Annotated in this window: 33 protein-coding genes; 13 read left to right on the top strand and 20 right to left on the bottom strand. The window is 64.8% G+C overall.

The genetic code is table 11. The features are described 5' to 3' along the window. The first annotated feature begins 470 nt into the window (after positions 1-470). On the top strand, positions 471-773 hold the full coding sequence (locus tag XH92_RS23635; protein WP_194454248.1) for a hypothetical protein: 303 nt from the start codon (positions 471-473) through the stop codon (positions 771-773). Between the two features lie 799 nt (positions 774-1,572). On the opposite strand, the gene XH92_RS23630 is transcribed toward XH92_RS23635, so the two are convergent. Further along, positions 1,573-1,752 (bottom strand): hypothetical protein, encoded by a 180-nt coding sequence (locus tag XH92_RS23630; protein WP_194454247.1) that lies wholly within the window; start codon positions 1,750-1,752, stop codon positions 1,573-1,575. A gap of 405 nt (positions 1,753-2,157) precedes the next feature. On the opposite strand from XH92_RS23630, the gene XH92_RS43660 reads away from it, so the two are divergent. Both XH92_RS43660 and XH92_RS23625 read left to right on the top strand, forming a co-directional pair. Beyond that, positions 2,158-2,292, top strand: a complete 135-nt coding sequence (locus tag XH92_RS43660) for a hypothetical protein (RefSeq protein WP_256437477.1) — start codon at positions 2,158-2,160, stop codon at positions 2,290-2,292. 278 nt (positions 2,293-2,570) lie between these two features. Further along, a complete protein-coding gene (locus tag XH92_RS23625; protein WP_194454246.1) occupies positions 2,571-3,038 on the top strand; it encodes a DUF992 domain-containing protein in 468 nt (155 codons plus the stop codon). A gap of 1,598 nt (positions 3,039-4,636) precedes the next feature. Here XH92_RS23625 and XH92_RS23620 read toward each other — a convergent pair. The 3 genes from XH92_RS23620 to XH92_RS23610 all read right to left on the bottom strand — a co-directional run bounded on the left by XH92_RS23620 (position 4,637) and on the right by XH92_RS23610 (position 5,685). Next, a complete protein-coding gene (locus XH92_RS23620; protein WP_246787584.1) occupies positions 4,637-4,798 on the bottom strand; it encodes a YdeI/OmpD-associated family protein in 162 nt (53 codons plus the stop codon). A 73-nt stretch (positions 4,799-4,871) separates the two neighbouring features. Then, complete coding sequence (locus tag XH92_RS23615) at positions 4,872-5,252, bottom strand: cupin domain-containing protein (RefSeq protein WP_210345470.1); 381 nt, start codon at positions 5,250-5,252, stop codon at positions 4,872-4,874. A gap of 19 nt (positions 5,253-5,271) precedes the next feature. Next, complete coding sequence (locus tag XH92_RS23610) at positions 5,272-5,685, bottom strand: SRPBCC family protein (RefSeq protein ID WP_194454245.1); 414 nt, start codon at positions 5,683-5,685, stop codon at positions 5,272-5,274. Positions 5,686-5,933: 248 nt separating this feature from the next. Between XH92_RS23610 and XH92_RS23605 the strand changes: the two genes are divergently transcribed. Then, positions 5,934-6,239 carry a hypothetical protein gene (locus XH92_RS23605; RefSeq protein WP_194454244.1) on the top strand — a complete coding sequence of 102 codons (306 nt, stop codon included), beginning with the start codon at positions 5,934-5,936 and terminating at the stop codon, positions 6,237-6,239. A 27-nt stretch (positions 6,240-6,266) separates the two neighbouring features. On the opposite strand, the gene XH92_RS23600 is transcribed toward XH92_RS23605, so the two are convergent. Both XH92_RS23600 and XH92_RS23595 read right to left on the bottom strand, forming a co-directional pair. Beyond that, complete coding sequence (locus tag XH92_RS23600; RefSeq protein WP_194454243.1) at positions 6,267-6,902, bottom strand: 2-dehydro-3-deoxy-6-phosphogalactonate aldolase; 636 nt, start codon at positions 6,900-6,902, stop codon at positions 6,267-6,269. Positions 6,903-6,913: 11 nt separating this feature from the next. Then, complete coding sequence (locus tag XH92_RS23595; protein WP_194454242.1) at positions 6,914-7,828, bottom strand: 2-dehydro-3-deoxygalactonokinase; 915 nt, start codon at positions 7,826-7,828, stop codon at positions 6,914-6,916. Positions 7,829-7,898: 70 nt separating this feature from the next. Between XH92_RS23595 and XH92_RS23590 the strand changes: the two genes are divergently transcribed. After that, positions 7,899-8,072 carry a hypothetical protein gene (locus tag XH92_RS23590; protein ID WP_194454241.1) on the top strand — a complete coding sequence of 58 codons (174 nt, stop codon included), beginning with the start codon at positions 7,899-7,901 and terminating at the stop codon, positions 8,070-8,072. Positions 8,073-8,410: 338 nt separating this feature from the next. After that, complete coding sequence (locus tag XH92_RS23585) at positions 8,411-8,587, top strand: hypothetical protein (protein ID WP_171947593.1); 177 nt, start codon at positions 8,411-8,413, stop codon at positions 8,585-8,587. A gap of 92 nt (positions 8,588-8,679) precedes the next feature. Here the strand turns inward: XH92_RS23585 and XH92_RS23580 are convergent, their stop codons facing one another. Together XH92_RS23580 and XH92_RS23575 are read right to left on the bottom strand one after the other, a co-directional pair. Beyond that, entirely contained in the window at positions 8,680-8,967 is a 288-nt protein-coding gene (locus XH92_RS23580; RefSeq protein ID WP_194454240.1) for a hypothetical protein, read from the bottom strand. Between the two features lie 140 nt (positions 8,968-9,107). After that, a complete protein-coding gene (locus tag XH92_RS23575) occupies positions 9,108-9,284 on the bottom strand; it encodes a hypothetical protein (protein WP_194454239.1) in 177 nt (58 codons plus the stop codon). Positions 9,285-9,471: 187 nt separating this feature from the next. Between XH92_RS23575 and XH92_RS23570 the strand changes: the two genes are divergently transcribed. Beyond that, positions 9,472-9,708, top strand: a complete 237-nt coding sequence (locus tag XH92_RS23570) for a hypothetical protein (RefSeq protein ID WP_194454238.1) — start codon at positions 9,472-9,474, stop codon at positions 9,706-9,708. Positions 9,709-9,916: 208 nt separating this feature from the next. After that, positions 9,917-10,273, top strand: a complete 357-nt coding sequence (locus tag XH92_RS23565; RefSeq protein WP_194461392.1) for a DUF6481 family protein — start codon at positions 9,917-9,919, stop codon at positions 10,271-10,273. Positions 10,274-10,329: 56 nt separating this feature from the next. Here the strand turns inward: XH92_RS23565 and XH92_RS23560 are convergent, their stop codons facing one another. Continuing rightward, positions 10,330-10,563, bottom strand: coding sequence for a pentapeptide MXKDX repeat protein (locus XH92_RS23560; protein WP_016842498.1), 234 nt, complete (start codon positions 10,561-10,563; stop codon positions 10,330-10,332). A gap of 333 nt (positions 10,564-10,896) precedes the next feature. On the opposite strand from XH92_RS23560, the gene dctP reads away from it, so the two are divergent. The 3 genes from dctP to XH92_RS23545 are packed head-to-tail and all read left to right on the top strand — an operon-like array spanning position 10,897 to position 13,825. Next, on the top strand, positions 10,897-11,919 hold the full coding sequence (gene dctP, locus XH92_RS23555; protein ID WP_194454237.1) for a TRAP transporter substrate-binding protein DctP: 1,023 nt from the start codon (positions 10,897-10,899) through the stop codon (positions 11,917-11,919). Next, positions 11,916-12,470, top strand: coding sequence for a TRAP transporter small permease (locus XH92_RS23550; protein WP_194454236.1), 555 nt, complete (start codon positions 11,916-11,918; stop codon positions 12,468-12,470). The genes dctP and XH92_RS23550 overlap by 4 nt, the downstream gene beginning before the upstream one ends. After that, positions 12,467-13,825 (top strand): TRAP transporter large permease, encoded by a 1,359-nt coding sequence (locus XH92_RS23545; protein ID WP_194454235.1) that lies wholly within the window; start codon positions 12,467-12,469, stop codon positions 13,823-13,825. The genes XH92_RS23550 and XH92_RS23545 overlap by 4 nt, the downstream gene beginning before the upstream one ends. Positions 13,826-13,862: 37 nt before the next feature. Here the strand turns inward: XH92_RS23545 and XH92_RS23540 are convergent, their stop codons facing one another. After that, entirely contained in the window at positions 13,863-14,000 is a 138-nt protein-coding gene (locus XH92_RS23540) for a hypothetical protein (RefSeq protein ID WP_155258394.1), read from the bottom strand. 62 nt (positions 14,001-14,062) lie between these two features. Here XH92_RS23540 and XH92_RS23535 point away from each other — a divergent pair, with 62 nt between their 5' ends. Further along, entirely contained in the window at positions 14,063-14,290 is a 228-nt protein-coding gene (locus XH92_RS23535; RefSeq protein ID WP_194461702.1) for a hypothetical protein, read from the top strand. A 97-nt stretch (positions 14,291-14,387) separates the two neighbouring features. Here XH92_RS23535 and XH92_RS23530 read toward each other — a convergent pair whose 3' ends face one another. Further along, positions 14,388-15,236, bottom strand: a complete 849-nt coding sequence (locus XH92_RS23530) for an SMP-30/gluconolactonase/LRE family protein (protein ID WP_194454234.1) — start codon at positions 15,234-15,236, stop codon at positions 14,388-14,390. Between the two features lie 265 nt (positions 15,237-15,501). Between XH92_RS23530 and XH92_RS23525 the strand changes: the two genes are divergently transcribed. Next, positions 15,502-17,721: a lytic transglycosylase domain-containing protein gene (locus XH92_RS23525; protein WP_194454233.1), complete on the top strand. Its 2,220-nt coding sequence runs from the start codon at positions 15,502-15,504 to the stop codon at positions 17,719-17,721. Positions 17,722-17,883: 162 nt separating this feature from the next. Here the strand turns inward: XH92_RS23525 and XH92_RS23520 are convergent, their stop codons facing one another. The 9 genes from XH92_RS23520 to XH92_RS23480 form a co-directional block, all read right to left on the bottom strand. Beyond that, positions 17,884-18,279, bottom strand: coding sequence for a hypothetical protein (locus XH92_RS23520; protein WP_194454232.1), 396 nt, complete (start codon positions 18,277-18,279; stop codon positions 17,884-17,886). 36 nt (positions 18,280-18,315) lie between these two features. Beyond that, positions 18,316-19,254, bottom strand: a complete 939-nt coding sequence (locus XH92_RS23515; protein WP_371818090.1) for a tripartite tricarboxylate transporter substrate binding protein BugD — start codon at positions 19,252-19,254, stop codon at positions 18,316-18,318. A gap of 158 nt (positions 19,255-19,412) precedes the next feature. Beyond that, complete coding sequence (locus tag XH92_RS23510) at positions 19,413-20,654, bottom strand: threonine synthase (protein WP_194454230.1); 1,242 nt, start codon at positions 20,652-20,654, stop codon at positions 19,413-19,415. A gap of 164 nt (positions 20,655-20,818) precedes the next feature. Continuing rightward, a complete protein-coding gene (gene lpdA, locus XH92_RS23505) occupies positions 20,819-22,240 on the bottom strand; it encodes a dihydrolipoyl dehydrogenase (RefSeq protein WP_194454229.1) in 1,422 nt (473 codons plus the stop codon). 17 nt (positions 22,241-22,257) lie between these two features. Further along, positions 22,258-22,500, bottom strand: a complete 243-nt coding sequence (locus XH92_RS23500; protein ID WP_194454228.1) for a hypothetical protein — start codon at positions 22,498-22,500, stop codon at positions 22,258-22,260. Next, positions 22,501-22,677, bottom strand: coding sequence for a hypothetical protein (locus tag XH92_RS23495; RefSeq protein ID WP_194454227.1), 177 nt, complete (start codon positions 22,675-22,677; stop codon positions 22,501-22,503). It lies immediately after the preceding gene. 12 nt (positions 22,678-22,689) lie between these two features. Then, on the bottom strand, positions 22,690-24,060 hold the full coding sequence (locus XH92_RS23490) for a pyruvate dehydrogenase complex dihydrolipoamide acetyltransferase (RefSeq protein WP_194454226.1): 1,371 nt from the start codon (positions 24,058-24,060) through the stop codon (positions 22,690-22,692). 2 nt (positions 24,061-24,062) lie between these two features. Beyond that, the gene (locus tag XH92_RS23485; protein ID WP_024583574.1) at positions 24,063-24,368 is read right to left on the bottom strand and encodes a DUF5076 domain-containing protein; all 306 of its coding nucleotides are present in this window, start codon (positions 24,366-24,368) and stop codon (positions 24,063-24,065) included. Between the two features lie 5 nt (positions 24,369-24,373). After that, positions 24,374-25,768 (bottom strand): pyruvate dehydrogenase complex E1 component subunit beta, encoded by a 1,395-nt coding sequence (locus tag XH92_RS23480; protein ID WP_194454225.1) that lies wholly within the window; start codon positions 25,766-25,768, stop codon positions 24,374-24,376. Between the last annotated feature and the right edge of the window lie 18 nt (positions 25,769-25,786).

Below are 25,786 nucleotides of genomic sequence, written 5' to 3'. Positions count from 1 at the left end.
CCAATCCGTGTTGCGCGCCGTTGCGAGCGGCTGACAGAAATTTCAATACCTTACCAGCCATTACAAACGGGTCCGCGCAACACGAGTGCAACACGGAGATTCGCAGTCTGTTCATGGGGGCGAGCATATGATTGCGCTCACCATCATCGGAATAGTGCTCGTGCTGGCGGTAGTGCTGGTCGTGGCAGGGCTGGCTCTACGCTCGTGATCTTCGCGGTGATCGCCTCGAACATTGCCTACCATTGGACGCCGAACGGCTACCTTGCGGCAATGATCGGCGCCGGCCTTGCGTGGCTGCTCACCCGGATCGTCGCCGATCTCCCTCAGACCCTCAAAGGCCTTCGGCGTCGCCGGTCATGAAGCCCCATGGCACAGACGGTGCAGTACGTTTGAGGCTGGGGATTTCAGCGTCCCAGTTCAGGAAGAAAACGCCGCCGGGCGTGTATTTGTGAGACCGGCGGCGTCTTTTCTTGGGACGATCAGACGCTGAACTGGTCCCGGCGTCGCAGTCCCTGCTCTCGTCCGACAAACTCGAACACAAGATCGCGTGCCATCTTTACATCCCGGTCCGCGTCATCGTGATCTCGCCAGTCGGCGGGCATGGCGCAAGCCAACAGGACTTCGACCTTGGCCCGCCTGCCCTCTGCCGTACGCGCCGGCACGGCGACCGCTCGCTGCGAGACATCGCGGCCGAGCTGGAGGCGGCAGGTCACGTCGCGAAAGATGGCAAGCGCTACACGGCCACCGCGATCTCGCGCATGATCGCCGCCTGATCCCTCGCCTGCTCGATCTCGACGAAGGGCCGCGCCGATTGCGCGGCCTCACTATTCGTGATCGCCGACGTGACGTTTCACGGCATCTTTGTCCCGGTAGATCACGATCGCAACAAGTAGCACCGAGGCCGTTGCGCTCAGCATTATAGCGGCGTCAAGCATCTGATCGGTCTCCAGCAGGAGGACTCAACGGTCGTCGATATTGGCGACGTAATCCCCTGCCCCGACAGTGCCATTCGTCACCTTGCCTTTCGTCCCGTCGACCAAGCCTCTGATCGCCCGGCCTGTCCCAGACCTCCTCAGCTTCCCGCCACCGCTTGAATCGGTGGCAGATTCTGGTGCCGCACGGACCGGCCGTGCTAACAATGGAACCCTTGGTCCAATCAATATTCAAGGGAGGCATTATGCGCACTTTGTTGCTTGTTGGAGTGATCGGATTTTCGGCGGCGTTTGGCAGCTTGGTTGAAGGGGCCGCGCATGCTCAGAGCGCAAAAGCAAAGCCAAAACCTCAGGCGGCAGGGCAAATGTTATGCACGGCGGGAGGGTGCAGGCCGGTCAAACCGGGCTGTCGAATCGAGTCGCACAAGAATGTTGGACAGGTAGAAGTTTGCAGCGGCGGCGATCCTCGGCCGTCGTTCTAGGACGTGCCCGACCGATCAACGGCCCGTCACTCGGCGGGCCGTTTGCTTTTGGACATGCCGTCACCTTGCAGCGCGGGCCGCCCATCGCGCGGCGCGATCCCGGCCGTGTCGCGGCAGCACCCAGCGAGCCCGCCGGAGCCGCACGCCAGGGGTTTTGTTCAGATGAGCCTGAAGGTGATCGCGATCAAGAAGAACACGATCAGCCCGATGCCGACCAGCTTGAAGATATACGGGGCCTCAACGTCGTCGCCGGGCCACAGGACCGTTGCGACGAACCCCAGAACAAAGAGCGTGATCGACAGGATTGTGGAGGCGGTGTCGCCAATCGAGGCTCCCATCTGGACGTTCCGCTCCTTGGATGTGGTTGAGAAATTTACAACATCCACGGGTTGAGGAAGCGTTTCCAACACACCTCAATCCAGCGCTTCCGCATCAGATCGCATTTGACCCAGGTCACGACTGGTGGGTCTATCGCGTCATGGCTAGCAACATGACCGAGCGCTAGGATTGATTTTGTTCGCTGCGAGATGTCCTGCCGGGATCGCCAAGCCGCTCCCTGCAATGAAACCATTTTCCGCGCGCCGCGAAGCCGGCCGGAAACAGAGCGCGGGTAGCGTCCCAGCATTGGACCAAAGGGGATTCGGTCATGTGGGATTTCATCAACGAATTGTATCGGGATTTTTGCCTGGCCCGTCTGCAGGAGATGCGGAAGCTCGAGCATCATATCTGAACGGGCGCGGAGCATGGACAGCGATCAGCCCCTGACCGGCGTCATACTGACGGCGGTGGTGATCGCGGCGATGGTTTGGGCGACCATCGGACCCGCGCCGGGGCACAAGAAGGTCAACAGCCAGCACCAGACGGTCGCAAGACGGTAGTGCCCGTATGAATACGGGGTGCTCGAACCTTGGCGCCGGTCTTGCAGACAGAACATCACTGGGATTGCGGGCCCAGATTGGAACAGGGCGCCGCCGGGACAACCCATTTCGAGCCCGGCGGCGTAGTTTCGAGACAGCCAAACTGTCACTGATCCGGACACCGCCAGACGTCGCTGCCCAAGAGTTGGCGCCCTCAATTCCAAGAATCTTTCCAACAATCCCTTAACCACAAGCGCAGGCCCGCGCGGGATCGTGGACCGATCGCGCCTTCATCCGCGTTGTACAGCGCCATGCGTATAACCGGTCATTGGGTCGTGCTTGCGGTGTCTGGCGCGGCTGTTGTCGCCACGCCCATCGCAACCGCCGAAGCACAACAGGTGCAAGCGGGAACGCTCGCGTGTCTTGGCGGCCCGGATACCGGTTTCATCCTCGGCCCTGTGACCAACCTCGATTGCGTACTGCACGCCGACAGCGCGCCGGATACTCGCTACGTCGCAGCCATTCCCAACCTCGGCGTTTTCATCGGCGAGCAGGAAGTCGCACTGACCTGGAAGGTGATGGCGCCCGTGCCCTGGCTCTCGCGCGACGAATTCGTCGGCAGCTACGGCCATGCCGGCGGCGCCGGCGACAATGTCCTCACCGGCGGCACGAATACTTCGATCACGCTGCATCCACTGAAACAGGATGATCCCTCGACTGCACCGGTCAAAGTCGAGAGCCTCGAAATCCGGCCGATGGATCCCTGAAGCACAATCAAGCGTCAGATTGCCGAGAATTGCGGCATGATCAACATCCGGCGGGCCGTCTGAATTCACGCGCACTTCGTCGATGTGAGAGGGTTCACAGTCGCATCGCAATTCGGGTGCTACGCTACGGGAATTCTTGCGATCATTTTTGCTGACGAATTTCATGACGAAACTTTTGGCAGTCACCGTAGCGGTGTTTGCTGTTCTGGCAATGCTGCGCGGCCAGCCGAACACGTTTGTTCCGTTGCCGACGAAGCCGATGCCTGGCGTTCTCGTTCCCTGACGTCATGGACAGCGCCGGACCAGCATTCGCGCTGATGCTGTTGTGTAGCTGCCTCGGCGCTTGTCTCGTCTGGGCGCTCCACGAGATGGAGCAATGGCGCGACCAGCACCGTCAACGCGCCGGCCTTGTACGCGATGCAATGAGGTTCGTCGTGCCGCGGCCCAGGAGTCGCAGATAGAGCACGCCGTTCGATGACGTCGAGAGCAGCAATTGGTAACGGCACCGGGCGACGGTAGCGATCAGCGTTGGCACAAAATGCACAACGCCGCCCGCTTGAAATATACGCGGACGGCGCTGCTCCTAGCCCCAGGAAGGTGATGCAAAATCCTGACAGCTCCAAGCTTGCACGTCTTGTGCCAACGTTCATGGCCCATATGGGCCATTTGGCTGGAGAGAAACGAAGGTAGGCTAACAACCGAGGCACCGGTGACGGTGCCTCACGACCAAAGTGTCAACTTGGCCTCGGCGTGGCCCACGCGCTGAGGCCTTTTCTTTTTGATGCTCACGCTCCGCTCCGAGATCGCGTCTTGTTTTTTATCATTCAGCGCACGAAACGCTTCCGTAGTTCTCCGTGCGTGAACAAAGTTCCGATGACGCCTGCGCTGGCGGACGCGCCCCGTTCGCGAGGTTGCAAGTTGCCGTAATTGCAAAGCGCGCACTTCGCGATTTCTTAATCCGGAACTGCTTGCTCACGGGGATTGTGAGCGTTCGCGCCGTTCGTCGATTTTCAGGACCATCATGGAAGATTCCGTCCAGATCCGCTGCACACGCTGCAAGAACGTCTTTCGCGATCGCGCCAAGCGGCTGCAGAACGGTTACTCGCGGCAGTGTCCAAGCTGCGAGACCGTCCTTTTCTTCGACGAGGACTCGCACGATTCAAACATCAAGCGCGCGATGCGAACTGCGCGGCGCGCACGGAAGGAACTGCGCGAGAGTGAAGGCGCGAGCCCGAGAAGGGCTGCAGCCGCTCCTCGGCAATACGGCGGGCGCTCGGCATCGAGATATCGGGGAAGCGAAGACGACGGCACCGATTGAGTTTGGCGCCAGGGGCTACCGCACTATCCGCCTCGGCCGACATTCTCCGACGCGCGGTCGAGCCATTGGCGCGTCGATTCGTCGCTCCAGCCTGGAACGGCGAAGCGCACCGACGGCGTCACATCCGCAGGCGCACGAACAGTTGCGGGTTGGCGTGTGTGGGAGTGACGGCGCGGTGCAGCGCTCGCCGACGCGCACAGCATGACCAACAGACCCAGTGCCAAGACACAACGCATCGCATCTGCTCCCGACGGCCACCGCGACCGCGCCGAGACAACGATCACCTCGCCTGTTTATTCGGCCGGTGCGCCATTCCCATATAGACCCCGCCGGCTTTCAATTCTTCCAGCATCTGGTCGATCCGCTTGCGTCTTGTTGCATCCCGTATGCTGCGGCCGATCCAATGCAGATAGTCGTTGCGTTGATACGCCGGGCGTTCCACGCCGCCATCAGGCCGATCGCATCGAGCTCACGACGGATACCCGCCGGCATTGTTGCGCGCGGTCGTTTCAGCATCACGCCTTCGTCTCGCGCGGAGCTGCGACCTGGCCCTGCGGGCGCTCCGCCTCCGGTACCAGCCATTCGGTGACGAAGCGATCGGAGGCGTGGATGTCGACCTGCAGGAGGCGACCCGGCCCGGGATTGCTGAAGGTGTGGGCCGCATGCGCCGGCGCCACCACGACCGAGCCGGCGCCAGCCTCGACGTCCCTGCCCTCGATCGTGAATCGGACGCGCCCCTCGAGCACGATGAAAGTTTCGGCATAGGGATGGCGGTGCAAGGCCGGTCCCGGCCCCGGCGGCATGTCGACGACGATCACCGAGGTCTCCGATCCGGTGGTCCGTCCCTCGATCTCGCTGGCAGCACCAAGCTGCCAGACCCTTGCTGCATCGATCACATCGCCTCCAGTGGCTGGATCAGGACCGCGGCCTTGCCTCGACGTAGCGCTTGAAATTATCCAGGATCGCCTGCCAGCCGCCGCGCTGCTGCTCGACCGAATGAGTATCCTCGCCGTCGAAGCTGACCTGCACCTTGATGCCGCCGGCTTCAGGCGTGAACGCAACCTGCGCGGTGCGGTCGCCGAACGCATATTCGAGCAGGCGCGGCGCCTCGACCTTGGTGTAGGTGCCGGCGAAATCGAACCCCATGCTGCCGTCCTTGGCTTCCATCCGCGACGAGAATGCACCACCGGCGCGCAGGTCCACGGTCGCAGCGGTGGTGTGCCAATCGTCGGAAGCCGCATTCCACCGCTTGATGTCGTCCGGCGTGGTGTAGGCGCGCCAGACATCCGCGATCGGCGCGGCAACGATCGTTTCGACGGCAATCCTCATATGCGTTCCTTCGTCGTTCCTTGATTGAAGCGGCTGGGCGCATGGCGCCCAGCCCTGCCGTCAGTCTACTAGGGCTATTCGCCGTGATCCACAAATCGCTCCGCCGGGTGGCCGTGCCTGCGACGGCCCGCCGCAACCATGAGGAGGCCGGCGACGCCGTTCAACGAACCAAATGGAGTGCGGCCGGCACAAGAATTTCGTCAGGAATGACCGTGTATGGAAGACGGGCCAAGCCCGGAGAGCACGACATGCGGAACCTGAATACTGTGCTGAGCAAGCTGAACGACCGCCTGCTGCGGCTGGAGGGCGAGCTGTTCGTGTTGCGATCGATCGCCCGTGCTGCCCTCACCGCAGGTGACGAGTCCGCCATCCGTACCCGCAAGCTGCTCGAAGGCGCCAAGCTCGCGCTCGCAGACGAAGCCGAACGGCCGCTGGACGCCGCGACCGGGAAATACGTCGCGGCCGCGATCGCCATGGTCGACGAGCTGCTCGAAAATCCTCGCGAGGCCGCGCCGCTGTTCAGGGTGATCGACGGCGGCAAGCGCGACGATTAGCCCGCCGACAGGGATTACAAACCGCCTCTAGCTCGCGCCCTGCACGGCCCTGTCATATGCCGCGATCGTGACTTTCGCCCTGGCCGCGACATCCGTGGCCGTCATGCCCGGCTTGTAGAGACTGCTGCCGAGACCGAAGGCGCGAATGCCCACCTTCACATACTCCGCGAAATTCTGGTCCGAGACGCCACCAACGGCGGCGAGCATCACATCCGGCGGCAGCACGGCGCGGATCGCCGAGATGCCGGAAGCGCCGAGCACGCTCGCCGGGAAAAATTTCAGGCTCGAGGCGCCCGCGCGTGCGGCGAGCAGCGCTTCGGTCGGCGAGAACACGCCGGGCATCGTGACCATCGCGTGGTGCCGGGCGCGCGCCAGCACGTCGACGTCGACGTTCGGCGACACCATGAGGCGTCCGCCGACATCATGGAGACGGTCGACGTCTCCTGCAGTCAGCACCGTGCCGGCGCCGATCAGGACATCGGCCGGCGCCCGCTCCGCCGCGATCTCGATCGAGCGGAACGGATCGGGCGAGTTCAGCGGAATCTCGATCGCGGTCATCTCAGCCTCGAGCAGCGCGCTCACGATGCCCAGGGCCTCGTCCGGCTTGACGCCGCGCAGGATCGCGACCAGCGGACGCTTCATCGGAGGAAACGGAATGCTCATGGGTTGATCCCTCAGTCGTTCCAGATCGCCGCCGCGGCGCCCGCGAGGCCACGGCGAACCGCCTCCTCCGCATCCATGACGTTGAGCGGAATCGAAAGGCTTTCAAGCGCGATCTGATAGAGAAGCTGCAGGCGGCCCGATGCAATCAGCGTCACCGGCGTTGCTCGCTCCCGCTCCGCAAGGCCGGCCGCCAGCTCGGCACCGATCAATGTGCCCGAGATCGCCTCACGCCCCGCTTGCGCGCTGCCGCCGAACAGCAACTGCCGGGATCGCACCCGAAACAGCAGGTTGGCTGATAGCGCCGGCGCTGCGAACGCCTCGGCGACGGCCGAGCGGAACGCATCGGCATCGACTGCCGCTTCCGCACCGGCGACGGCATGCGACAGGATGGTGTCGCGCGCGACCACGCTGAACAACTCGCCGGTCATGAAGGTCGCAAAGCGCTCGACCGTCCCGCCGCGCAGGCGCACCCATTTGGAATGGGTTCCCGGCATGCAAACGAGGGCGTCACCCGGCGCATCCAGGCCGAGCGCGCCGAGCAACTGGGTTTCCTCGCCACGCATCACATCGGGGGCCGCAGCATCGCGCTGCGCAATCCCGGGCAGGATACGAATATCGCGCGGCTGTCCGTTGACCACGACGGCGCCCTTGAGGATCTCGGAGAGATGCGCCGGCGTGTCGACATAGCCGGCCTCGACCCAGCCCTGCCGCGCGCCGGCCATGCCGCAGATCACGACCGGCAGATCGGCCGCCACGCCCAGCGCGTCGAGATGCGATTGCAGCACGGACGCAAAGCCGGTGCCGGCCGCCACCGTCATGCCTTCGTCGCTGCGGCGTTCGCCGAATACCTGGCCGCCAGCGCGCATCAGCCAGAGCCGGAAGCTGCTGGTGCCCCAATCGACCGCGACATAGGAAGGCCCGCTCATCGCGCTCTGTTCCACACTCCTGGTTTCCGGCTGCCAGTGGCGCCGCTGACCAGAGGCGATAGCGGCGATCATGACGCCGCGCAAGGCAAGCCATCAACGCGCAATCGCGCGTGCTTGCCGTCGCCATGCCCTGTTCGCATCGGTGAATACGCGGATCGGTTACCGCGCGCCCTTCAGCGTGCAGGAGGTCGTGCAGGTCGTGACGTTGCCGTGGTCACACTTGATGCAGGCGTTGACGCACTGATCCATGACCTTGGGATTGTACTGACTGTAAAGATTGGCCGCGCAGCTGTTGGTTGATCCCGTGACCTCCGGGTCGGACCAGCAACCGGACAGTAAAAATGCTGCGGCACTCAAAATGGCGACCTTGCACATAAGGCCTCCTGCCACGCTCGATCCAACTAACCTTGCAAGTAACCTTGATGGGTTAGGTTAAATTCCGGTTTCAATTGCGACCTTATCCGGAAGCAGTATTGCTTATCCACCGGACATTTCCCCAAGGTCCGGGCCCACACCGGCAAGGCCGCCAGGCGACCCCGCCTGGCGGCTTTGTTGCCAGCAATGCACAAGGATACCAACAAGATGGCCCGAAAGCCGCGGTGGTCGTTCAAGGAGGACCGACGACTGATGGAATTGGCGCGCTCCTCCAAGTCGCTGGAGGAGGTCGTGAAGGCGACCGGCCGTTCGCCGGAGCGAATCAAGAAGATGGCGATGCGCCTTGGCCTCTCCATCAAGCCCCGTGGCGCCACCAAGAAATAGTCTGAAATGCGGCCGCAGCCCGGCCGGCTAGTAGCGCTTTCGCGCGAAGTGGGTGCCGGTCCGCGTGAAGACGTGACCTCGGAAACCGGAAACTAGGGTTCCGGCGGACAATCGTCCTTCGCCCGCACCGGGATTGTCTTGACCTCGCCCTCGGTCTTGACCTCGCGCTCAACTTTGGCCTCGCGCTCGTCCTCGCCCGCCCGCATGCAGGTGGTCAGCACGAAAGCCACCCTGCTGCATTGCCACTCCGGCCCGAGCGCCGCGCTCGACACCGGTTCTGGCGACGCCAGCGTCAGGGACAGATACGCTACCAAAACGGCACCCGCCGCGCCTGCGGCAGCCAGTGCCGCGCCCGTTCCGGACCACAGCTTGGACATCATGGCCTTGGTTCCCGCCGATTTCTGGGAGTCGAGGCAGCCCGTCCGTCCGCGTGTGACCGGAATCACAACCGGGACCAAACAGTTCAGCCCGAGTCTTTGGGCTCGATGTGGGAGCGATATTGCACTGCCGCAAGGCTGGGTCAGCGTGCCGGCTCGATCACATTACAGTTGGTCCGGCCCGACATCAGGCAGTCCTGCATCTTGCTCGCCGCCGTCAGGTCATGCGCAAGCCAGAGCCCGACCGCGAGCATGACCACCGCGACCAGCAGTCCGATCAGCGCCCCTCGGCGGCTGCCTCCGTCTTCGGATTCGCTCATGGTCGCTTCGGTTCCCTCTTGCCGTCGCCCGCATCATGACCGTTTGCACGGTTGCGTGCGATCAATTCTGCAACAGTCGCACAATGAAATGCGCGCCGGCGGCGATCGGTCCTGCAAATCCATTGCGGGCTCCCGCGACTCGCGAAAAACTGCGCGCTGACGAGCAGCGCGTGTGCGGGGCGTGCCGATGAGTGAACAAGAAGCGACCTACGATTATCAGCGTTACAGGCAGCTGCTCTCGGAGGCTGTCGACGAGACCAGCCGGCTGCGCCTGATCAGCCTCCTGATCACCGAAAAGGCGCGCGACAGGCTTGAAGCCCAGCGCGCCTCGGACCGGAGCGCGATGACCGCCGAGACCGTCGCCAAGGTGCTCGGCACAAAGATCTCGGGCAACGGCCGGCGCGAGCAATCCCAGCGCGGCTAGACCTTATCCACAGGTCCGGTGACCAACCACTCACCAGGCCGGCGGCCAGGCGGGCGCGATCACTGCCGTCCGCCGTTTGCTGTGCGCTCATATCTCCCTTGCTCCACAACCCACCGTTCGCCACTGGCAATTTCCGCGCCGTTCACTTATTGAAGCGCCGAACCCAACCCCATCCATCACCCGAACAGAAAGCAGCAAGGCTTCCTCTATGAGTGGCTTCAAGGAACCGGGTTTTGCCGACCGCCAAAAGGCGGCCCTGCAGGCGCGGCAAAACCTCCTCAACAAGTTTCGCGCCCAGCCGGGAGCTGACGATCCCAGTGTAAAGGCACGTGCCGAAGAGCGCGCGGCGATCGCCGAGCGCCGCGCCAAGGCCAAGGAAGCCCGTGAAATCGAGAAGGCCGAGCAGAAGCGGCGTGAGGAAGAAGCCGCCGCAGCCGAAGCGGCCCGCATCGTGCGCGAGCAGGAAGAAGAAGCGGCGAGACTGGCCGCGCTTGAGGCCGAGCAGAAGGCCAAGCGCGACGCGCGCTACGCGGCGCGCAAGGAGCGCGGCAAGAAGAAACGCTGAGGCCTAACCAGGCCCGCCACGACGGCGGGCCTGCGCAGGATGAGCCGTGGCGGCGGTCAGTTCTTCTTCATGCCGTCGTCTTTCTTCATCATCGCGCCGCCGTCCTTCTTCATGGCGTCGTCCTTCTTCATCATGCCACCATCCTTCTTCATGGCATCCTTGGACATCGTGTCCTCCTTCTTCATCGCGTCGTCCTTGCCCATCTTGTCCTGAGCGAAGGCGGCGGGCGCCAGCGCGAGGCTGAACGAGAGCAGCGCGGCGGAAAGGCCGAGGCGGGTCTTGGTGGTCATGACGATGATCCCTTGTGTGGTCAAATGTGAGCGCGACGACTTGCCGCTCTCTCCTCGACGCACTTGCGCCGCCGGTTGTTACCTCCAATAACAAATTCTTGAAGCATGCCGGCGCGGACGCCCCTCGCACATCGCGCGAGGAGCGAGTGTCGGCGAAGTGTGTGCGCCGCAGCAACGGCAAGACTTGAACGACGAGACTTGCGACCGCCTGTCGGCCAGCACTATCAGGGCGCCTCGAACTATCAGACTAGAGAATATTCACGCGAAGACCGGCTAAGCTGAAGCTCCGCGCCGGCCTAACAGCCACTCAAGAAGCTCTCCAGGGGAACAACCATGCTCACACGCCGCCACGTCCTCGCTTCCGCCCTCGCCGCACCAGCCGTCCTGCGGATGGGTGTCGGGACCGCGCATGCCGCGACCACGCTGAAGGTCTCGCACCAGTTTCCAGGCGGCACCATCGACAAGGGCGACTTCCGCGACCGGCTGTGCCGGATGTTCGCAGCCGAGGTCGCCAAGCGCTCGGGCGGCGACCTCACCGCCGAGGTCTATCCGAACTCCTCGCTGATCAAGACCAACGCGCAGTTCTCGGCGATGCGCAAGGGCGCGCTCGACCTCAGCCTCTATCCGATGCCCTATGCCGGCGGCGAATTGCCGGAGACCAATATCGGCCTGATGCCGGGCCTGGTGACGACCTACGACCAGGGTCTGCGCTGGAAGAAGGAGCCCGTCGGCAAGGCGCTGAGCGACTTCCTCGCCGACAAGGGCATTCTGCTGATCTCCTGGGTCTGGCAGGCCGGCGGCGTCGCCAGCCGCTCCAAGGCGATCGTGGCGCCCGAAGATGCCAAGGGCCTCAAGGTGCGCGGCGGCTCGCGCGAGATGGACATGGTGTTGCAGACCGCCGGCGCCGCCGTGCTGTCGGTGCCCTCCAACGAGATCTACGCCGCGATGCAGACCGGCGCCTGCGATGCCGGCATCACCTCTTCCACCAGCCTGATCTCGTTCCGCCTCGAGGAAGTCGCGAAGTCGCTCACTTCGGGCGCCGGCGCGTCCTACTGGTTCATGCTGGAGCCGCTGATGATGTCGAAGGCGATCTTCGACAAGCTGCCGAAGAACCAGCAGGACATCATCCTCGCCGTCGGCGCCGAGCTCGAGGCGTTCGGCCGCAAGGGTGCGCAGGACGACGATGCCGAAGTCGCCAAGGTCTATGAGAAGGCCGGCGCCAAGGTCAGCGCGCTCGACGCCGCCATTGTCGGCAAGTGGCGCGATATCGCGCGCGACACCGCGTGGAAGGACTACGGTGCCAAGACCGCAACCGCCGCCAACCTGCTGAAGCTCGCAAGCGACGTCGCCGCATGATGCATGGTCCGGTCGCGGATCAAGCCGAAACCCCAAGCATGGCCACGGGCAACACACCCGTGGCGCTGCTCGGGCGCGCGCTGTCCGTCTGTAACAACGTCATCGTGGTGTTCGCCGCGCTCGCCTTGATCGCGGCCTGCGTGATCCTGAGCTACAGCGTGCTCGGCCGCGCCCTGTTCCACAGCCCGAATTACTGGCAGGACGAGGCGGCCGTGTTCCTGCTGGTCGGCGCCACCTTCATGACCTCGGCCTATGTCCAGAGCCAGCGCGGCCATGTCAGCATCGAGGCGTTCGTCGGCCTGCTCTCGGCCCGCGCCAACAGCATCAGGCTGTGGCTGGTCGACGTCGCGAGCTTCGCGTTCTGCACCTTCTTCGCCTGGAAGTCCTGGACCCTGGCGCACGAGGCCTATGTCGATGGCCAGGTGTCCAACTCGATGTGGTCGCCGCCGCTTGCCATCCCTTATGGGCTGATGGCGCTGGGCATGACGCTGCTCTGCGTCCAGCTGCTTTTGCAGATCCTGATTCCGTTGACCGGTGGCGCGCGCCGATGACCGTGTTTGGTATTGGCATCTCCTACGGGCTTGCCACCCTGTTTGCGATGTTCTCCGGCATGCCGATCGCATTCGCGCTCGGCGCCGTGGCGGTCGTGTTCATGGCGATCTACATGCCGGCGGCCTCGCTCGATACGGTGACCCAGAACGTCTACGAGGAGATGGCCTCGATCACGCTGCTGTCGATCCCGCTGTTCATCCTGAAGGGCGCGGCGATCGGCAAATCGCGCGCCGGCCAGGATCTCTACTCGGCGCTGCATGCCTGGCTGCACCGCGTGCCCGGCGGCCTCGGCGTCGCCAACGTGTTCGCCTGCGCGCTGTTCGCGGCGATGGCCGGCTCCTCGCCCGCGACCTGCTCGGCGATCGGCTCGGCCGGCATCCCCGAGATGCGCAAGCGCGGCTATTCCGGCGGCTTTGCCGCCGGAATCATCGCCGCCGGCGGCACGCTCGGCATCCTGCTGCCGCCCTCGATCACGATGATCCTGTTCGCCGTCGCGGCCGAGAAGTCGCTCGGCCGGCTGTTCCTCGCCGGCATCGGTCCCGGACTGCTGCTGGTGTCGTTGTTCGGCCTCTACGCCGTGTTCCGCTTCCGCAAGGAATACGCGATGGCCAAGGCCGCCTATGATGCGACCGGCAAGGATGCCGCGATCCTGCAGCGCGACGAATTCACCATGGCCGAGCGCTTCAGCGCGTTGCCGCGCGTGATCCCGTTCGTGCTGCTCTTGACCGGCGTGATGATCGCGCTCTATGGTGGCTACGCCACGCCGTCGGAAACCGCCGGCCTCGGCGGCCTTTTGGCGCTCGGGCTGATCGCCGTGATCTATAGCGTGTGGAAGCCGAGCGACCTGTCGCCGATCCTGAAATCGACCATCCGCGAGTCGACCATGCTGATGCTGATCATCGGCATGTCGCTGCTCTATTCCTACGTGATGAGCTATCTGCACATCTCGCAGTCGGCAGCTGAAGCGATCGTCGCGATGCACCTGCCGCGCTGGGAGCTGCTGTTCGCGATCCTCGTGATGGTGATCGTGCTCGGCTTCTTCCTGCCGCCGGTCTCGATCATCCTGATGACCGCGCCGATCATCCTGCCGCCGCTGCGCGCGGCCGAGTTCGACATCATCTGGTTCGGCGTCGTGATGACCATCGTGATGGAGATGGGCCTGATCCACCCGCCGGTCGGCCTCAACATCTTCGTCATCCGCAACGTCGCGCCCGACATCCCCTTGAGCGAGGTGATCTGGGGCACGCTGCCCTTCGTGCTGCTGATGATGTTCGCCGTGCTGATGCTGTGCTTCTTCCCGGAGATCTCGACCTCGCTGCCGAACCTGGTGATGGGCCCGGACGGCGGGCGCTAGAGCCGGTTCGCCTGAAGCAAACACGTCAAACGGAGCCTCAGGCGGCCTCCTGCTCTCGTTCCGCCAGCGCCTTCTCGATCCGGCGGACCAGCAACGCCGTCGGACGTCCCTCGCGCTGCAGCCGGCGGAGTTCGTTCCAGAGCCTGATGATTTCGCGGTCTCGCTCGGCGTCCATGGCGGCATTCTCCGGGAGCGCGACTATGAACGAAACAAGAACAAAACTCAAGGCCTCCAAAGATGCGGTCGCTGCCGCGGGAACCAGAACGGCGCAGCGCGATTGGCTCTTTCATGAAAATGGCCAAGGCAATTCGCAAGCAGGCGCAGACCGCGGAGCGGGTCGCATCGACGACGGCCGACGCATTTGTCGCCAACCAGATGCGCTCCCTCGCCCACGCCTTCAGGAGCCAGGCCGAGATCCTGAAGAAGAAAGAGAAGAAAAAGAAGAAGCAGTCCCGCTCCGGTTAGAGCCTATCCCGCTCCGATTGAATCGGAACCGGGCTCTGGATTTTTGTTTTGACGCGTTTTCTTCACGCGAACCGTATCCACTTCGCTCGAAAACGCTCTAGGGATAGCCGTCACCCGGCGTATCGACCTCGATCACGTCGATCCGCGACACCGATTTGCCCTTCCGCAGCTCCTCGTAGGACGTCTCCGCGCTCAGGCAGAACAGCGTCCTGCGGTCCGCGCCGCCGAGTGCACAGGCGAGTGCGCGGCGGCCGGGGACCGCGATGCGCGCACACTCCACACCATCGCGACCGATCCGGACGAACGCGTCTTCGGTGAAGGATGCGAGCCAGACCGCGCCATCGCCGTCGAGGCAGATGCCGTCGGGATCATTGACGCGACCGAACCGCCCGCGAAGGCTCAGGCCGCCGTCCGGCGCGATGTCGTAATCGGCAAGACCCGCGCCATCCATTTCCGCGACCACGAGCCGGCGATGGTCGGAGGAGACGGCAATGCCGTTGGGGAAGCGCAAGCCGTCGGCGACGACGCGGGCGCTGCCATCGGGCATCACGAGGATGATGCGGCCGACGGCGCCGCGGCCTTCCGGCGGCGGCAGATTGAAACCGAGATCGCCGACATAGGCCCGCCCCTGCCCGTCGACGATCATGTCATCGATCGTGCCGGTCGCGACCGCTGAGAGATCGGCATACAGCGACAGCGCGCCGCCGGAAAACCGCAGCAGCCGCTTCCTGAACATCGTCAGCACGATGATGTCGCCATCAGGCAGGACGCCGAGACCGCACGGCGTGTCGTCGGTCACGACAGCATGCTCCTGACGTTCGCCTGACGGGCTGATGCTGAGCAGCGTCCTCGCCATGCAGTCGACGAACCAGAGCCGCCCGCGGTGCCAGCGCGGGCCCTCGAAATAGCGGCCGCCATCCAGGATGGTCTTGAGTTGATCCGACATGAGAGCGTCCCCCGCCGCACGTTGCAGCGAGGATATATCGCCGCCGGGGCCGGTCAAATTGGAGGCTATGCCCCCCACAAAATGCCCGCAAAACCCCGGTTCCCCCGGGTTCCACACGCCACATGCCATATTTTGCCGCGTTTTCCCTGTTGAGTTGCGGCAGCATTAACACTCGAGAATCGAGGGTAGTGATAGCCTGCGGCGGTTGTGCCGCCGTATGACGCGTTCTGTTTGTGCCTCGTGGTTTCTCAGGGGGGACCAGGGAATGAACCGGTGCCTACGTCCGCTGGCGTGTTTCGCCACCGCCGCCGCGCTCGCGCTGCTTCCGGTCCAGGCGACCGCCAAGCCGCATCACCAGCATCAGGCCAAGAGTGGCCACGGCGACAAGAAGGCGCATGGTGCCAGAGCTGGTACAAAGGCTGCACGCGACGGCGCCTCCGGCAAGCGCCGGCATGCCAGGCACGGCGCCGACAAACACAGATCCGCGAAAGCCAAATCCGTTCCGTCCAAATCCACTGAGGCCGCGAAGGCGCCCGAGCCGGAGAAACCCGCCGGGCCGCAATTGTCGGGCGACCTCGCCACGGTCAGGGACGCGATCGCCGCCGCGCGCCGGGGCAAGACCAACGACGCGACCGATATCCAGGCAAAGATCACCGACCCGGTCGGGCGCAAGCTCGTCGAGTGGTATCTGCTGCGCCACTCCGAGTCGAATGCGCCGTTCAGCCGCTATGCGGCATTCGTCACGGCCAACCCGGACTGGCCGAGCGTCACGCTGCTGCGCAAGCGGGCTGAAGCGCGGATGTGGCAGGAGCGTAGCGATCCCGCCACGGTGCACGGCTTCACGCTCGATCAGCCGATCAGCGCCAAGGGCAAGTTCGCCCTCGCCCGCACGCTGCTCGCCGAAGGCGATCGCGACGGCGCCACGCGGCTGGTACGCGAAGCATGGCGCTCGGAAGAATTGCTGGACCGTACCGAGAGCGACGCCTACGATGCATTCAAGGACCTGCTCACGCGCGACGACCATCGCGCGCGCATGGACAAGCGGATCGGCGCCAAGGACCTCGCCGGCGCCAGGCGCGCGGCACAGCATCTCGGCAGCGACGAGCTCGCCATCGTGAAGGCTTGCGGCGCGGTGCGCGGCCAATCCAGCAAGGCAGAGGATACGCTCAACGACGTGCCGTCGGATGCCCGCAGCGACCTCGGCTACACGCTCTGCCGCATCCAGTGGCTGCTCGCGAAGAACAGGATCGACGATGCGGCGCGCGTGACGATTGCGGCGGCGCCCGAGACGATGGCGCAGCAGGACACCGACCAGTGGTGGCGCGAGCGTCGCATCCTCTCCCGCAAGCTGCTCGACCAGGGGGAATACCAGGCAGCCTATGACGTAATCCGCGCCGCGGCGGCGCCGGACAATCCCTACTATCGCTCCGATATGCACTTCATGCGCGGCTGGATCGCGCTGCGCTATCTCGACGATGCCGGGACCGCTGCGGCGCATTTCGCCCACATCGACGAGGGCCAGACCAACCCGACCGTGCTGGCGCGCGCCGCCTATTGGCGTGGCCGCGCCGCCGAGGCGCTCGGTAATTCCGCGGCGATGCGGGCCGACTACCAGGCCGCGGCGCGCTACCCGACCGCCTATTACGGGCAGCTCGCGCTCGCCAAGCTCGGCCGCGACGGGATCGAGCTGCGCGCGCCCACGCCGGCGGCCAGCGCCGGCAGCATGGCGGCCGACGAGCGCGTGCGTGCCGCCGACATGCTCTATGCGATCGGCGAGCCCGACATCGTGCTCTATTTCGCCGCCGACCTCGCCGAGGAAAGCACCGACGTCGGGATGCTCGAGGCGCTCGGCGAGCTCACCGGCCGCCATGGCGATGCCCGCGCCATGCTGCAGATCGGCAAGATCGCGCTCGCGCGCGGCTTTGCCTTCGACCATTACGCCTTCCCGGTCATCGGTATTCCCAAGCATACCCCGATCGCCCCCGATATCGGGCGCAGCATGACCTATTCGATCGCGCGCACCGAAAGCGCGTTCGACCAGCGCGACAAGTCGGCGGCCAACGCCGTCGGCCTGATGCAGGTGACGCCCGAAGCCGGACGCGACACCGCCAAGCGCTTCGGCGTCAGCTATGACTGGAGCAGGATGGTGTCCGATCCGGTCTACAACACCCAGATGGGCGCCGCCGAACTGAGTGCGCTGCTGTCCGAATACCGCAACTGCCACATCATGACGTTTGCCGGTTACAACGCCGGCCGCGGCCGCGTCCGCGACTGGATCAAGGCCTATGGCGACCCGCGCGATCCCAAGGTCGATCCGGTCGACTGGGTCGAGCGGATTCCGATCTCGGAGACGCGTAACTACGTCCAGCGCGTGATGGAGAACTTCGCGGTCTATCAGGCGCGCTTCGAGGATGCCGGCACGGCGATAGCCGGGAGCGGCGAGCGCGTCGTGACACAGGAGAGCAATGCTGCGCCGGCGCAGTAAACGCCGGCGTCATTGCAGGCCCGGTCGCGCGAATGCGCGCGACCGCGGGATCATTGGCCTCACGCCGTCTTCCAGGCCGGCCAGCGCCCGGGCTGTCGTCGCTTCGACGAACGCGGCCTTGCTGTTGCGATAAGCGGCGATGTCTTCCTTCGACGTGCTGACCTAAGGCGAATTGGCGTCGCGCCGCACCTCTGCACGCGCGAAAAACCAAAACACGCCGGCGACGAGGCATGCGAATGCGATCCAGGCCATCATCGCGTGAGCCTCCCCGGAAGGGTCGATTCCGAAGCGGTCGGCGACAAAGACCGGTAACAGATACGCGAACCCGACAGTCCAGATGCTCCAGAGCCCAAGCCGGGTGAGAATGAAATAAACCAGCCCGCCGTAGATCAGCTGGAACGTCAGAGCAGCCGCCAGCACGATCAGGAACAGGCGAAGATCGTCGCTCCAGTACAAAGTATGCACGCCGGGTGTCGTGGTCCAAGGCACCATCCAGCCGACAAAGACGACTGCGAAGGCGGCGCTGGGCACCAGCCACGCGAGAGCAAGATTCTTCATAGGCCTCCCTCGCCGGGCGAGAACGAGGACCTTACCTCAATCCACCTTCACATTGGCGGCCTTGATCACCGGCCACCATTTTGCGATCTCCGCCTTCTGCCACGCACCGAGTGCTTCCGGCTTGAGCTGGTCCTTTGGCGGCATCTGCAAGCCGAGATTTTCAAGCTGCTTCTTCACGGCGGGATCGTTCATCGCCTGGATCGCCGCGACGTTGAGCCTGTCCACGATCTCCTTCGGCGTGCCCTTCGGCACCCAGAGTCCCGACCACAGCGTCATGTGGAAGCCCGGCAGGCCGGCCTCGTCGACCGTCGGGACCTCAGGCGCGTTCGCGACCCGCTTGGAATCGGTGACCGCATAGGCGCGGATGGTACCGGCGCGGACCTGGTTGATCGAGTTCGAGGTCTGGTCGACGATGATGTCGATCTGGCCGGCGACGAGGTCGTTCAGCGCCGGCCCGGTGCCGCGATAGGGCACGTATTGCAGCTTGATGCCGGAGACTTTCTCGAAATAGAGCCCGGCGATGTGGCTGCCGCTGCCGGCACCGGCGGTGCCCGCGGTCGGCGGCGCCGGCCGCGACTTCAGCCAGTCCAGCAGCTCCTTCAGCGACTTCGCCGGCACGGCGTTCTTGCTGACGATGATCATCGGATTGCTCGGCAGCAGCACCACCGGCTCGAGGTCATCGACGAGGTCGTAGCCGAGCTTGTAGATCGCGCCGTTCGCGACATGGGTGCCGAGATGGCCGAACGAGACGGTGTAGCCGTCGGGCGCCGCGCGCACCGCGCGGCCGACGCCGATCGAGCCGCCCGCGCCGGTCACGTTCTCGATCAGAACCACCTCGCCGAGCGACTGCTTCATGCGCTCGGCGAGGATGCGCGCCATCGCATCCGACGGCCCGCCGGCGGCGAACGGGACGACGATGGTGATCGGGTGCGCGGGCCAGGTTTCCGCAGGCGCAATACCTGTAAGTGCCAGCATCGCCAACACAGTCACAATTGCACTACGTATCATTCCCACCTCTCCAAAGATTTCTGGCCGTCATTGCGAGGAGCGAAGCGACGAAGCAATCCATGCTTCAGCGCAGGCGGTCCGATGGATTGCTTCGCTACGCTCGCAATGACGACGCAGTAGAAGCGTCAGAACTGCGAGAAGTCGATCGGCTTGTGCCGGTCGAGCGTGCGGGTCACCGGCGGCAGCGGATATTTCAGCCCGCTGGCGCAGTTGAACAGCATCACGCGGTCGGTCTTGGTGACGCGGCCGTCGGCAAGGCTCTGTTTGTAGGCGGCATAGGTCGCAGCGCCCTCGGGACACAGCAACAGTCCCTCCTCGCGCGCGACCTCGTTGAGCGCGGCGGTGATCTTGTCGTCTTCGACCGCGATCGCAAATCCCTTGCTCTCGCGCACCGCGCGCAGGATGAGGAAGTCGCCGATCGCCTGCGGCACGCGGATGCCCGAGGCGATGGTGTGAGCGTCCTCCCAGCGCGCCGCATGCTCGGTGCCGGCCTCATAGGCGCGCACCATCGGCGCGCAGCCGGAGGCCTGCACCGCGACCATCCGCGGGCGCTTGGAACCGATGAAGCCGATCTTCTCGAGCTCGTCGAACGCCTTCCACATGCCGATCAGGCCGGTGCCGCCGCCGGTCGGATAGAAGATCACGTCGGGCACGTCCCAGCCGAGCTGCTCGGCAAGCTCGAGGCCCATCGTCTTCTTGCCCTCGATCCGGTACGGCTCCTTGAGAGTCGAGGTATCGAACCAGCCGACCTTGGCCTTGCCCTCGCCGACGATCTTGCCGCAGTCGTCGATGTAGCCGTTGACGCGATAGACGGTCGCGCCCTGTAGTTCGATCTCGCTGACATTCACCTCCGGCGTATCCGCGGGACAGAAGATCGTGGTCTTGATCCCGCAGGAGGTCGCGTAGGCCGCCAGCGCCGCGCCGGCATTGCCGTTGGTCGGCATCGCCATGTGCTTGATGCCGAGCGCCTTGCCCATCGACACCGCCATCACGAGGCCGCGCGCCTTGAACGAGCCGGTCGGCAGCCGCCCCTCATCCTTGACGATGATCTCGCCGCCACCGAGCCTTGTGGAAAGCTTCGGCAGCCGGATCAGCGGCGTCGTGACTTCGCCGAGGCTGACGATGTCCTTGCATTTGCGTACCGGCAGCAGCTCGCGGTAGCGCCACAAATCGGCGGGGCGCTCGGCCAGTGCGGCCTTGGTCAGCGCCTTCTTCACCCCGGCGAGATCGTAGCGCACCAGGAGCGGCTTGCCGGCCTTCGACAGGTTGTGCACCTGGTCGGCCGCATAATGATCGCCCTCCATCGCGCATTCGAGATGGGTGACGAAGGTCGGACGTTCGATGGTGAGGTTGTCGTTGTCTTTCACTGGCTCTGATCTTTCTTGTTCTTTGTGAATTCTTCGCTGTCTAACCCGTCGCCCTGAGGAGGCTGCGAAGCGGCCGCCTCGAAGGGCGACGAGCCCCGCTGCACGATCCGGGCCGTGCATCCTTCGAGACGCGCTCCGCGCTCCTCAGGATGACGGAGCTGAGACTAGATATTCAGCACGCGCCCGTAGGCGTCGAGCACCGCTTCCTTCATCATCTCCGACAAGGTCGGATGCGGGAACACGGTGTGCATCAGTTCCTCTTCCGTGGTCTCCAGATTCATCGCCACGACATAGCCCTGGATCAGCTCGGTGACCTCGGCGCCGATCATGTGGGCGCCGAGCAGTTGCCCGGTCTTCTTGTCGAACACCACCTTGACGAGGCCCTGGTCTTCGCCGAGCGCGATCGCCTTGCCGTTGCCGACGAACGGGAAGCGGCCGACGCGGATCTCGCGGCCGCCTTCCTTGGCCTTGGCTTCGGTGAGGCCGACGGAGGCGACCTGCGGGTTGCAATAGGTGCAGCCCGGGATCATCAGCTTGTCCATCGGGTGCGGATGCAGGCCCTTGATCGCCTCGATGCAAATCACGCCCTCATGCTCGGCCTTGTGCGCGAGCATCGGCGGGCCCGCGACGTCGCCGATCGCGTAGATGCCGGGGACATTGGTCTTGCCGAGACCGTCGATCACGATGCAGCCGCGGTCGGTCTTGACCCCGAGCTTCTCCAGCCCGAGATTCTCGATGTTGCCGACCACGCCGACCGCCGAGATCACCCGCTCGAACTCCTTCGCCTGCGGCTGGCCCTTGCCGTCGTCGATGGTCGCGACCACGCTGTCGGCCTTCTTTTCGAGTTTTGTCACCTTGGTCGAGGACATGATCTTGATGCCCATCTTCTCGAACCGCTTGCGCGCAAGGCCGGCGATCTCGGCGTCCTCGACCGGCAAGATCTGCGGCAGCACCTCGACCACGGTGACGTCCGAGCCCATGGTGTGGAAGAACGAGGCGAACTCGATGCCGATCGCGCCCGAGCCGACCACCAGCAGCGATTTCGGCATCCGCTCCGGCACCATCGCCTCGAAATAGGTCCAGATCAGCTTCTTGTCGGGCTCGAGCCCGGGCAGCACGCGCGGCCGCGCGCCGGTCGCGACGATGATGTGCTTGGCCTGGTAGGTGCCCTCGCCGCTCGCGCCCTTCGGCGCCTCGACCGCCGACTTCTTCACCGTGATCTTGCCGGGCGCGTCGATCGTGGCATCGCCCCAGATCACCGTGACCTTGTTCTTCTTCATCAGGAAGCCGACGCCATCGTTGAGCCGCTTCGAGACCCCGCGCGAGCGCTGCACCACCGCCTTCGGATCGAACGAGACGTTGTCGGCCGACAGCCCGTAATCCTTGGCGTGCTGCATGTAGTGGTAGATCTCGGCGGAACGCAGCAGCGCCTTGGTCGGGATGCAACCCCAGTTCAGGCAGATGCCGCCGAGGTAGGATTTCTCGACGATCGCGGTCTTGAAGCCGAGCTGCGCGGCGCGGATCGCGGTCACGTAGCCGCCGGGGCCGGAGCCGATGATGATGACGTCAAAGGATGTGTCGGCCATAGCGGCTCCCGTTCAACTCAACGTGTGACGCCGCGGGCGCGGCTTCTTGCGATCAAGGACCTGACCAGCCATTCGAGCCCGATCACCAGGGCCATGATGGCCAGGGCCGTCAGCACGATCGGCTGGGCGATATTCCGCGCCAGCTGTTCGCCGGCGAAGAACGCGGAATGCAGAAAATCGAACCCGACCGGATTGCACACCAGAGCGGCCGATATCAGCAACGAAATCCAGGGCCAGCGCGTGCGAACCGTGCCGGCCATCTATCGGTACTCCTGCCATACCGCACCGAGGAAGATGGACCAGGCCAGCGCCAGCACGGCGGCGCCGATCATCATGATCCTGAACTGGATCGTTGAAATCAGGTCGCGGTTGACCGCGACCAGCAACGCGACGACGAGGGCGACGAGCAGGACGTACGGACCGTAGATCGCGTACATGGCGGATGCCCGTCACACCATCATCATCACGGGGTTTTCGATCAGCTGCTTGAAGGCGCCGATCAGCTCGGCACCGAGCGCACCGTCGATCGCCCGATGATCACACGACAGGGTCACGCTCATCATGTGCGCGATCTCGATCTTGCCGCCACGCACCACCGGACGCTCTTCCGAGGTGCCGACCGCGAGGATCGAGGCATGCGGCGGGTTGATCACGGCGGTGAAGTGATTGATGCCGTACATGCCGAGGTTGGAGACCGCCGTGGTGCCACCCTGGTATTCTTCCGGCTTCAGCTTGCGGGCGCGGGCGCGGGCGGCAAAATCCTTCATCTCGTTGGAGATGGTCGACAGCGTCTTGGTCTCGGCCTTGCGGATGATCGGCGTGATCAGTCCGCCCGGCATCGCCACCGCGACGCCGACGTCGGAATGCTTGTGCTTGAGCATGCCGCCTTCGGTCCAGCTGACGTTGCAGTTCGGGATCTTCTGCAGCGCGACCGCCATCGCCTTGATGACGAAGTCGTTGACCGAGATCTTGTAGAGCGGCTTCTTCTCCTTGTCCTTCGGCGCAGCCGCGTTGATCTCCTCGCGCGCGGCGAGCAGCTTGCCGATATCGCAGTCGATCGTGAGGTAGAAATGCGGGACGTTCTGCACCGAGGCGGTGAGACGCTGCGCGATGGTGCGGCGCATGCCGTCATGCGGCACGACCTCGTAGGAGCCCGGCTCGAACAGCGCCAGGATCTGCTTGTCGGACATCGACGGCGCGACGCTGGGACCCGCGGCGGCGGGCGCGGCAGCAGGCGCCTTCAGGCCCTTGCCGGACTTGGCGTCGTCGACGTCGCGCGCGATGACCCGGCCATGCGGACCGGTGCCGGTGATGCGGGCGAGATCGATGCCGGCTTCCTTTGCCAGCCGGCGCGCCAGCGGCGAGGAGAACACGCGGGCGTGGCCATTGGCCTGTGCGGCCGGTGCAGCAGCCTGCGGCGCGGCGGCGGGCGCTGCTGCGGCCGGCTGCGCTGCGGGAGCAGCGGCCGGTGCTGGCGCCGCGGCAGGCGCGGCCTGGGGGGCGGGCTTCGGGGCCTCGGCGGGCTTGGCGGCCGGCGCAGCGCCGGCTCCGGCGCTCGCTGCCGCCTTCACATCCTCGCCGTCGCCGGCCATGACCGCGATGACGTCGTTGACCGGCACGTCCTGGGTGCCTTCGGGCACCAGGATCTTGGCGATCGTGCCTTCATCGACCGCCTCGACTTCCATCGTCGCCTTGTCGGTTTCGATCTCCGCGATCACGTCGCCGGATTTGACCTTGTCGCCCTCTTTCTTGAGCCACTTGGCGAGATTGCCCTTTTCCATCGTCGGCGACAGCGCGGGCATGAGAATATTGATCGGCATTGTCAGTGACCTTGTTGCGACCGCGGTTTGGTTTGGCCCATGTCGGTCGGCCGGGCGATTTCGGCTTCGAACATCTCGACGATGCGCGCGAGCGCCTCGTCTTCGGTGTATTCGCTCTCGCGCGAATAGGCGCGCGCAGCGTGGCGGGCGATGTCGACGAGCATCAGCCCCCACATGTCCGGCTCCTCGAAGGCGCGCTGGAACGCGATCGACAGGCCGCCGTCGACGACGAAGGCACGCAGCACCTCGATGGCGTCGTCGCGGCCCATCACGTCAGGCGGCAGCGGCTGCTCCTTGGGACCGGCCATCGGCGTTACCGGTAAGACACGGCCTTGGCGGCCGCGACCACCTCGGCGACGGAGGGCAGAGCGAGCTTTTCCAGGTTCGCGGCATAGGGCATCGGCACGTCCTTGCCCGACACGCGCGCGACCGGCGCATCGAGATAGTCGAAGCCGTGCTCCATGATGCGCGCGGCGACCTCGGAGCCGACGCCGCTCTGCTGCCAGCCCTCCTCCACCGTGACCGCGCGGCCGGTCTTCTTCACCGAATTGATGATCGTCTCGGTGTCCATCGGACGGATGGTGCGCAGATCGATCACCTCCGCCTCGATGCCTTCCTTGGCGAGTTCATCGGCGGCCTTCAGCGCATAGGACATGCCCATCGCCCAGGAGACGATAGTGACGTCCTTGCCGGCGCGGGCAATCCGCGCCTTGCCGATCGGGATCACGAAATCGGGCAGCTTCGGCACCTCGCCGGTGTGGCCGTACAGCATCTCGTTCTCGAGGAAGACCACCGGATTGGGATCGCGGATCGCAGACTTGAGCAGGCCCTTGTAGTCGGCGGCCGAGTACGGCGCGATCACCTTGAGGCCGGGGATCTGCGAGTACCACGCCGCGTAGTCCTGGCTGTGCTGGGCGGCGACGCGCGCGGCAGCGCCGTTCGGGCCGCGGAACACGATCGAGCATCCCATCTGGCCGCCGGACATGTACAGCGTCTTGGCCGCGGAGTTGATGATCTGGTCGATCGCCTGCATCGCGAAATTCCAGGTCATGAACTCGACGATCGGCTTCAACCCCGCCATCGCCGCGCCGACGCCGACGCCCGCAAAACCGTGCTCGGTGATCGGCGTGTCGATCACGCGCCGGGCGCCGAACTCCTGCAACAGGCCCTGCGTCACCTTGTAGGCGCCCTGATACTCGGCAACCTCCTCGCCCATGATGAAGACGTCGCCGTCGCGCCGCATCTCCTCGGCCATCGCATCGCGCAACGCCTCGCGAATGGTCTGGGTGACCATTTCGGTGCCCGCCGGAATTTCCGGGTCGGGCAACGCTTCGCTGACCGGCGCGGCCGGCGCCTTCGCCGCGGGCTGCGGCGCTTCCGCTTTGGCTTCCGCAGCGGGAGCCTCCGCGGCCTTCGGCTGCGGCGCGGGAGCGGCAGGCGCCTTGGCGAGGTCGGCGGCGCTTTCGCCGTCGGCCAGGATGGTGGCAATCGGCGTGTTCACCGCGACGTCGGCGGTGCCTTCCGGAATCAGGATCTTGCCGAGCGTGCCCTCGTCGGTCGCCTCGACCTCCATCGTCGCCTTGTCGGTCTCGATCTCGGCGATGACGTCACCGGACTTGATGGTCTCGCCTTCCTTTTTCAGCCATTTGGCGAGGTTGCCCTTCTCCATGGTGGGCGACAGCGCAGGCATCAGCACTTGAATGGGCATATCAGCTCCCGAAATCGG

It is taken from the genome of Bradyrhizobium sp. CCBAU 53421 (genome assembly GCF_015291625.1).
GTDB lineage: Bacteria > Pseudomonadota > Alphaproteobacteria > Rhizobiales > Xanthobacteraceae > Bradyrhizobium.
The sequence above is the reverse complement of the archived record's forward strand: the minus strand, read 5'-3'. Positions and strand labels throughout refer to the sequence as shown.

Bases quoted from the DNA above. Each gene is read 5' to 3' on its own strand.
- XH92_RS23630 (WP_194454247.1), bottom strand. From the start codon at position 1,752: ATGGGAGCCTCGATTGGCGACACCGCCTCCACAATCCTGTCGATCACG.
- XH92_RS43660 (WP_256437477.1), top strand. From the start codon at position 2,158: ATGGACAGCGATCAGCCCCTGACCGGCGTCATACTGACGGCGGTGGTG.
- XH92_RS23610 (WP_194454245.1), bottom strand. From the start codon at position 5,685: ATGAGGATTGCCGTCGAAACGATCGTTGCCGCGCCGATCGCGGATGTC.
- XH92_RS23605 (WP_194454244.1), top strand. From the start codon at position 5,934: ATGCGGAACCTGAATACTGTGCTGAGCAAGCTGAACGACCGCCTGCTG.
- XH92_RS23600 (WP_194454243.1), bottom strand. From the start codon at position 6,902: ATGAGCATTCCGTTTCCTCCGATGAAGCGTCCGCTGGTCGCGATCCTG.
- XH92_RS23595 (WP_194454242.1), bottom strand. From the start codon at position 7,828: ATGAGCGGGCCTTCCTATGTCGCGGTCGATTGGGGCACCAGCAGCTTC.
- XH92_RS23590 (WP_194454241.1), top strand. From the start codon at position 7,899: ATGACGCCGCGCAAGGCAAGCCATCAACGCGCAATCGCGCGTGCTTGC.
- XH92_RS23585 (WP_171947593.1), top strand. From the start codon at position 8,411: ATGGCCCGAAAGCCGCGGTGGTCGTTCAAGGAGGACCGACGACTGATG.
- XH92_RS23580 (WP_194454240.1), bottom strand. From the start codon at position 8,967: ATGATGTCCAAGCTGTGGTCCGGAACGGGCGCGGCACTGGCTGCCGCA.
- XH92_RS23575 (WP_194454239.1), bottom strand. From the start codon at position 9,284: ATGAGCGAATCCGAAGACGGAGGCAGCCGCCGAGGGGCGCTGATCGGA.
- XH92_RS23570 (WP_194454238.1), top strand. From the start codon at position 9,472: ATGAGTGAACAAGAAGCGACCTACGATTATCAGCGTTACAGGCAGCTG.
- XH92_RS23565 (WP_194461392.1), top strand. From the start codon at position 9,917: ATGAGTGGCTTCAAGGAACCGGGTTTTGCCGACCGCCAAAAGGCGGCC.
- XH92_RS23560 (WP_016842498.1), bottom strand. From the start codon at position 10,563: ATGACCACCAAGACCCGCCTCGGCCTTTCCGCCGCGCTGCTCTCGTTC.
- dctP (WP_194454237.1), top strand. From the start codon at position 10,897: ATGCTCACACGCCGCCACGTCCTCGCTTCCGCCCTCGCCGCACCAGCC.
- XH92_RS23550 (WP_194454236.1), top strand. From the start codon at position 11,916: ATGATGCATGGTCCGGTCGCGGATCAAGCCGAAACCCCAAGCATGGCC.
- XH92_RS23545 (WP_194454235.1), top strand. From the start codon at position 12,467: ATGACCGTGTTTGGTATTGGCATCTCCTACGGGCTTGCCACCCTGTTT.
- XH92_RS23540 (WP_155258394.1), bottom strand. From the start codon at position 14,000: ATGGACGCCGAGCGAGACCGCGAAATCATCAGGCTCTGGAACGAACTC.
- XH92_RS23535 (WP_194461702.1), top strand. From the start codon at position 14,063: ATGCGGTCGCTGCCGCGGGAACCAGAACGGCGCAGCGCGATTGGCTCT.
- XH92_RS23530 (WP_194454234.1), bottom strand. From the start codon at position 15,236: ATGTCGGATCAACTCAAGACCATCCTGGATGGCGGCCGCTATTTCGAG.
- XH92_RS23525 (WP_194454233.1), top strand. From the start codon at position 15,502: ATGAACCGGTGCCTACGTCCGCTGGCGTGTTTCGCCACCGCCGCCGCG.
- XH92_RS23520 (WP_194454232.1), bottom strand. From the start codon at position 18,279: ATGAAGAATCTTGCTCTCGCGTGGCTGGTGCCCAGCGCCGCCTTCGCA.
- XH92_RS23515 (WP_371818090.1), bottom strand. From the start codon at position 19,254: ATGCTGGCACTTACAGGTATTGCGCCTGCGGAAACCTGGCCCGCGCAC.
- lpdA (WP_194454229.1), bottom strand. From the start codon at position 22,240: ATGGCCGACACATCCTTTGACGTCATCATCATCGGCTCCGGCCCCGGC.
- XH92_RS23500 (WP_194454228.1), bottom strand. From the start codon at position 22,500: ATGGCCGGCACGGTTCGCACGCGCTGGCCCTGGATTTCGTTGCTGATA.
- XH92_RS23495 (WP_194454227.1), bottom strand. From the start codon at position 22,677: ATGTACGCGATCTACGGTCCGTACGTCCTGCTCGTCGCCCTCGTCGTC.
- XH92_RS23490 (WP_194454226.1), bottom strand. From the start codon at position 24,060: ATGCCGATCAATATTCTCATGCCCGCGCTGTCGCCGACGATGGAAAAG.
- XH92_RS23485 (WP_024583574.1), bottom strand. From the start codon at position 24,368: ATGGCCGGTCCCAAGGAGCAGCCGCTGCCGCCTGACGTGATGGGCCGC.
- XH92_RS23480 (WP_194454225.1), bottom strand. From the start codon at position 25,768: ATGCCCATTCAAGTGCTGATGCCTGCGCTGTCGCCCACCATGGAGAAG.